Annotated in this window: 6 protein-coding genes; 3 read left to right on the forward strand and 3 right to left on the reverse strand. The window is 37.0% G+C overall.

What is annotated here, in order from left to right:
* Nucleotides 1–213: 213 nt before the first annotated feature.
* Nucleotides 214–1,977 (forward strand): lysophospholipid acyltransferase family protein, encoded by a 1,764-nt coding sequence (locus tag H5117_RS12565; protein WP_182738185.1) that lies wholly within the window; start codon nucleotides 214–216, stop codon nucleotides 1,975–1,977.
* A 106-nt stretch (nucleotides 1,978–2,083) separates the two neighbouring features.
* Here the strand turns inward: H5117_RS12565 and H5117_RS12570 are convergent, their stop codons facing one another.
* The 3 genes from H5117_RS12570 to H5117_RS12580 form a co-directional block, all read right to left on the reverse strand.
* Entirely contained in the window at nucleotides 2,084–2,788 is a 705-nt protein-coding gene (locus H5117_RS12570) for an NRDE family protein (RefSeq protein WP_002963038.1), read from the reverse strand.
* A 1-nt stretch (nucleotide 2,789) separates the two neighbouring features.
* Nucleotides 2,790–3,323, reverse strand: a complete 534-nt coding sequence (locus tag H5117_RS12575) for a DinB family protein (protein WP_182738187.1) — start codon at nucleotides 3,321–3,323, stop codon at nucleotides 2,790–2,792.
* Nucleotides 3,324–3,733: 410 nt separating this feature from the next.
* Nucleotides 3,734–4,786, reverse strand: coding sequence for a hypothetical protein (locus H5117_RS12580; protein WP_182738189.1), 1,053 nt, complete (start codon nucleotides 4,784–4,786; stop codon nucleotides 3,734–3,736).
* A 54-nt stretch (nucleotides 4,787–4,840) separates the two neighbouring features.
* On the opposite strand from H5117_RS12580, the gene H5117_RS12585 reads away from it, so the two are divergent.
* Nucleotides 4,841–5,089 (forward strand): AlpA family transcriptional regulator, encoded by a 249-nt coding sequence (locus H5117_RS12585; RefSeq protein WP_182738191.1) that lies wholly within the window; start codon nucleotides 4,841–4,843, stop codon nucleotides 5,087–5,089.
* A 24-nt stretch (nucleotides 5,090–5,113) separates the two neighbouring features.
* Nucleotides 5,114–5,881 carry a DUF3987 domain-containing protein gene (locus tag H5117_RS12590; protein ID WP_182738194.1) on the forward strand — a complete coding sequence of 256 codons (768 nt, stop codon included), beginning with the start codon at nucleotides 5,114–5,116 and terminating at the stop codon, nucleotides 5,879–5,881.
* The last annotated feature ends 119 nt before the right edge of the window (nucleotides 5,882–6,000 follow it).

Below are 6,000 nucleotides of genomic sequence, written 5' to 3' on the forward strand. Positions count from 1 at the left end.
CTTATTAGCTGTAGTGGGTAACCTTATTTTATGGATAATTAAAACCCTCTTCTATTTTCTTAATAACCTACAACCATTTAGCACTTAAAAGACTATTTGAGTATTATTTTTACGCTTTTAAACAAACTTAATTAACCTAATTTGAACATAATGTGGTTTTTCCTCGGTCTAAATATACACAACAGCTATAAAAATTTAAGAGCATCAACGTATATGACAAAATTAAACCACCCCGTATCAAACTTAAGTGTAGCGGCAATAAGCACCGTTTCTCCTTTGAGTCATATACTAAAAATAGCCGCTCCGCTGCTCGATAGCCTATTGGGCATCAATAAGCTGCGTGATATATACCTCTGTAATAATTTATCGGGTTTAGATAAACAAGAGTTTAGTGAAAAGCTGTTAAATGTATTAGGTATAAATGTGCTTGGTGCACAAGGTGTTATTGACAAAATACCAAAGCATGGCCCTTGCATAGTGGTATGTAATCATCCTTATGGCATGATTGAGGGCGTAATAATTGCAAATTTACTCACCCATTATCGTAGCGATACAAAAGTAATGGCTAACGTGGGTTTAAAAATATTTAAAGAAATTAAAGACTATTTTATTTTTGCTAACCCACTAAAACCAAAAGCAGCCATTAATACCAGCGCAATAAAACAGTGCTTTAGTCATGTTAAAAATGATGGCTTACTTGTGGTTTTTCCTGCGGGAAGAGTGTCATTTTTTCAATCAGAAAAACAGCGTGTAACTGACGGGCAATGGAATCGCTTAGCCGCTCAACTAGCTTTAAAAACACAAGCTCCTTTATTGCCTGTATTTATTAGCGGTCAGAATAGCTCAACCTTTTATAACTTGGGGCGTGTTTACTACCGATTTAGATTATTAATGCTAATACGCGAATTACTTAAAATTCAAAAAAGCTCTATTAGCTTAAGCGCTGGTAATTTACTTACACCCAAATTATTAAATAAGTTTGAAAAAACTGACGACATAAACGCACTTGCGCGCTTGCAATGTTACTTAAACGATGAGCGCTTTATAACGCCTTGGCAAGAGGATAACCAATCAACACAGCTCAAAGCCATTATGCAGGAAGTTGATAAAACAAAAATGAAAAATGAGCTTGCTAACTTGCCAAGCGAGCAGCACTTAGTCGACTTTAAAGGTTACTCAGTTTATTACGGCTACCAAGAGCAAATACCTAATTGCGTTACGGAAATAACACGCCTCAGAGAAATAACCTTTCGCACATTAAACGAAGGAAGTGGCGAGCCATGCGACACAGATAAGTTTGATGCGACTTACATGCATTTGTTTATTTTTGATCATAAAAATGAAGAAATTATTGGTGCTTATAGAATTGGACAAACCGATTTATTACAAAAAAATAGCGACGTGAGCGCTCTTTATTTATCGCAAATGTTTAACTTCGAACCTTCTTTTATTAATCAGCAACAGCCGTGCTTAGAAATGGGTCGATCGTTTATAGTTCAAAAACATCAGGGCAGTTACCATGGTTTATTACTGCTATTTAAAGGGATTGGTGCGTTTATGGCGCAAAATCCACGCTATAGGACTTTATATGGCACGGTTTCATTAAGTAAACTTTATGACCCTCGTTCTGTTGCAATTATTGACCATGCAATGGTTAATAACAAACAAGGTGTTAGTGCCAATACGCCTTTTAATAATAAGCTCCACCCAGAGTATGAAGACTTTATTAATGACCACACGTTAAACATAGGCCATGTTTCAGCATTGGTTATGGGAATAGAAGAAGATAAAAAAGACATACCGATTTTATTAAAGCAATACCATAAGCTAGGCGCTCAATTTCATTGCATGGGCATTGATAGCAACTTTAATCACACGCCAGGATTACTTTTAAGTGTGCACCTACCAAATGCGCCTGAAAAGCTACTTAAGCTCTACCTTGGTGATAAAAAGGATGATTATATAAATCACTCATAATTTTTACCTGCTGTATTAATATAGCAGATAAAAATTGAGCAAAAAAAGTCGACGCTATTAATTGCGTCGACTTTTTTAGTTATGTAACAGCTATAAAAATATTTAGTTAAGCAGCAGCCACTTTTAAACAACCAATGCTACTAATGAGCTGAGACTGCTTATCAAAATAATTAAAACGTATAGTGTTACCAACTTTAATATGGCTAATACTGACCGTCATTGCATCTTCCCTTAGCATATTTACGCCATATTGCCCTTGTTCGGCTTTACTGTAATGAAACGCTAAAAACTGCTCACTTTCAGGATGTCTTAAATCAATAAGTTGCTTAAATTGTTGTTTACGCTTTTGTGTAACCGTTTCAAGCTCAACACCTGATGACGTAGCAAGTGGTTCAACTTGGCAGTGGATCAACTGCTTTGCATCCCACCTAACAAAAACCACGTTATTGTTATTTATCGATAGTCCATCCGGAAAAATACATAACTTAAAAGGCGCGTAGCCCGATAAATCCATGTTTTGTAATTGGTACAATGCAGGGGCTTTATTGCTCAGTAAATGAGGGATTAACAAACCTCTACTATGCTTTACCGCAGTTATATCAAATACACTTTGGTAATCGTTTAATAATGCGAGTGTTTGCCCAAAATGCGATACCCCAAGCCAAGTACCTCCTCCTTGCGGATCAATGGGGAAAATTGCATTGCCCTGGTGCTTACTTGGAGCGATTGCCGTTTCTCGTGTTTTTTGCTCATCGCGATTAAAAAATAGCTCGTAGCCATCATCAGTTAAAAAGTAGCTTAACGTGCACATTTTAATTTTGCATCGATTTTGGTTGTGCTGGCTGGCTATTTTCTCTTAAAAAAGTAGCTGTACTTGGTGCTAAACCAAAGCTTTGATCGAGCTGCGACTTTTGAGCAAAAGAAATTTGTGAAATCATCGCGTAATGGTGCACAGCGTGACTGCCTACAAAAATAAGCTCTCGCGCAAGTGATGTGGTTACTGTTTGTACATTTTTGCTTTTAATCGAAACTTCGCTTGAAAGTGATAACGGTTTATTAAAATCATCTGGACTTAGCTGTTCAATCCACGTTGTTATTTCGGCAATTTTTTTTATTGCAGCAGTTGGAGAGCTTTCAATATCTCCTCCTCTTAAGCGGCAATCATAATCTACTTTTTGCGTGCTAAAGCCGGTCATTAAAGATTGATAATGATCGATAATATGTCGCATATGAGCTCCAGCCGAGCTAATAAAGTTAGGAGTGATGACTTGGGAATAGTCCTCTTTAGTTACACCTTCAAGATAAGCGTGTCCTTGAGCTAGTATCTCTAATTGACTATTTAACATTAAATCGGTCTTCCTCATTTATCACTAAATCTTATATGCAAATAATTACAACATGATTTTTGGATGCTAATTTTGCATTGTATAAATAACTAGAAAGCTGTTTTTAAAATTAACTTTCAAAGTTTTTGCAGTAAATGCATTTTTAAATACAAGAGTAATTAATAAGAAGCTAGGTAATATAGGGAGGATAATTAATACATATAAAAGCAAATGGCGCTCTCGGTAGGGATCGAACCTACAACTCAGCCTCCGGAGGGCCACGTTAGGGGGCAGATAAATAATGAATATTCTCTTCTAGCCTAGGAACCTCGATACTTCCAGCTAATTTAAACTAATTCTAAATAACTCTATTTAACTGGAGCAATGTCCCATTATTGTCCCTGCTCCTGCAAAAATCAACCTTTGCTTTCCTACTCTTCTGTAAGGAAGCATTTTGCAAAAAATAATGGCTTTGTTAGAGAGTGAGCCTCGCAGAAAATGTTTTTGATTGGAGATTGCTCAATCCTGTTTGCATTTACCTTCTTGCGCTCAGACTCCTTAAAATGTAAGTATTCTGCACTAGAAAGCTCACTATTATATGATTCAAACAACCAAAATGCTTCATTCATAATAAACTTCTTATTAAGTAATGTTAAATATTGCTCTTCGTAGCACACTTTTGATAAATAATGAATTTCATTGAAAAACCTAGCCCTAAAAAAACCATAGCCAATAGCAATAGGAGCCATTACTTCTAGTTTTAAAAATTGACTTTGAAATAGATGTGTCGGTTCAAGTTTTTGAGGTGAGGCTTTATCGCCTTGCAATACAGGAACAAATTTCCCCCATTCATTATTAGGGAAAATATAATTAATAATTTCATCAATAGTACATAACAACTTAAACGCTCCCCCAAACATTCCAAATTGCAAACGCTCAGAAAGACTTGCGGTCAATCTTTCTAGCTCATTATCACCTTGAACTAATTCGTAATCCTCCTTCAGTATATTAGATAGGTGTCTGGCAATAATAAATATGGCCTCAGGAACCGAATTCGCCTCAATAATTTCGAATAAACCACTAGGCCCTTCAATAAATGCAGACAAACTACCTGGAATATAACGATCTACCCATTTAGGAGTAGTTTCTGTGCTTGGACGAGTACCTACTCTGAACTTATCTGAATCTTCAGAAAATATTGAACAAAGTTGCACATCACCTGAAATTGAAAATATTTGTTGGGATATACTGTCCTTGCCAAATATATCCTCCAAAGTAGGTTCCTCTAATAACTTTTGTAATTTTTCTGCGTCTCCATGATTTGGCTCGTTTTTTAACTCATTTAGAATCAGCTCATTCCTAACATACCAAAACCAGTATTGCGCCCTTAACTGACTAAGTATTTTGTACATTTCAATATTCCAATTAACTATCCTGTGCTGGGGCACATAAATTGAAAACTTTGCCCCAGTATTAATTTTCATTATTTGGCAAAATTATCTCACACAAAACACAAGGATGTGAACAAGGAAGCAAACATGGACGAGAAACTTTATACAACCGAAGAAGTAGCAAATATCCTCAGGACAAGTGCAGCTCAAATTCACAATATTTTGAGCAGAGATTATGAAGGCACCGAATTACCGAAGAGTATCCGCATTGGTCGGCGCCGCCTTTGGCCTGAGTCAGAAATAAAATCATGGATCTCAGCCCAGCTGTTAAACACAGCAACTAATGGGTTTAAACCTGAATCAAAGCCTAAACCAAAAACAATCAACCGTATTTAAACCCATTCACAAGGAGGTGAATAAATGAAATTCAACTTTGGGTTTCGCAAGAAACCATCAACGCCTGTATGCACTGACAAGAAAAAATTAGATACCTATTGGGAGCCACCTGCAAAGTTACATTCTGTTTCACTTGAAGAAGTAACTCTAGACCCTGATTACCTTCCTGAATCAGTGAGAAACTTCGTATTCTCAAATGCATACAGATTAAATGATGCATCACCTGAATTTGTTGCTGGCGCCGTTATAGCTTGTGCCGCAGCGGTCATCGGTAACAGTGCTGTGATTCAGCCTAAACAAAACGACGTTGGCTGGACCGTAGTTCCCACCATATGGTCATGTGCTGTCGCTGAGCCTTCAAAAATGAAAAGTCCTGCGTTAGATGTGGCACAAGCTTTAATACCAAAAGAGAACTCTTCTGGTAAGCCAACCAACCTTGTTATTGGTGATGTAACGAAAGAAGCATTAACACTTAAGCTTGTTGAAAACCCGAAGGGAATTCTGTTTTCTCGGGATGAACTAGCAGGTTGGCTTACCGGGCTATATTCAGAAAGTAGAGCCGCTGAACGAGGTTTCTTTTTATCTGCTTTCAATGGTAACTCGACTCATATAGAAAGTCGCATAAGCCGTGACGACGTTGAACTGGAGGCAACAGTTTTATCACTATTAGGGACCATTCAGCCCAGTATGCTTGCTCCTTTACTTGAGTCCAGAAAAGAAGGAGAGAAAAACGATGGCTTACTTGAAAGAATACAGTTGTTGTTTTATTCAACAAAACCTGAGCAACTGTAGTGGTACAGTGATTTTGGCCACCCATTAAGAAAGAAATGTTATGCTGATAAGCATACAAATTTGGGTGAAAAAATGACGAAATTAAAACGCGCATCGTATTCTGCAGCAATAAAATTAGA

The sequence above is a fragment of the Pseudoalteromonas sp. SG45-1 genome (assembly GCF_014164135.1).
In the GTDB taxonomy this organism is placed as follows: domain Bacteria; phylum Pseudomonadota; class Gammaproteobacteria; order Enterobacterales; family Alteromonadaceae; genus Pseudoalteromonas; species Pseudoalteromonas distincta.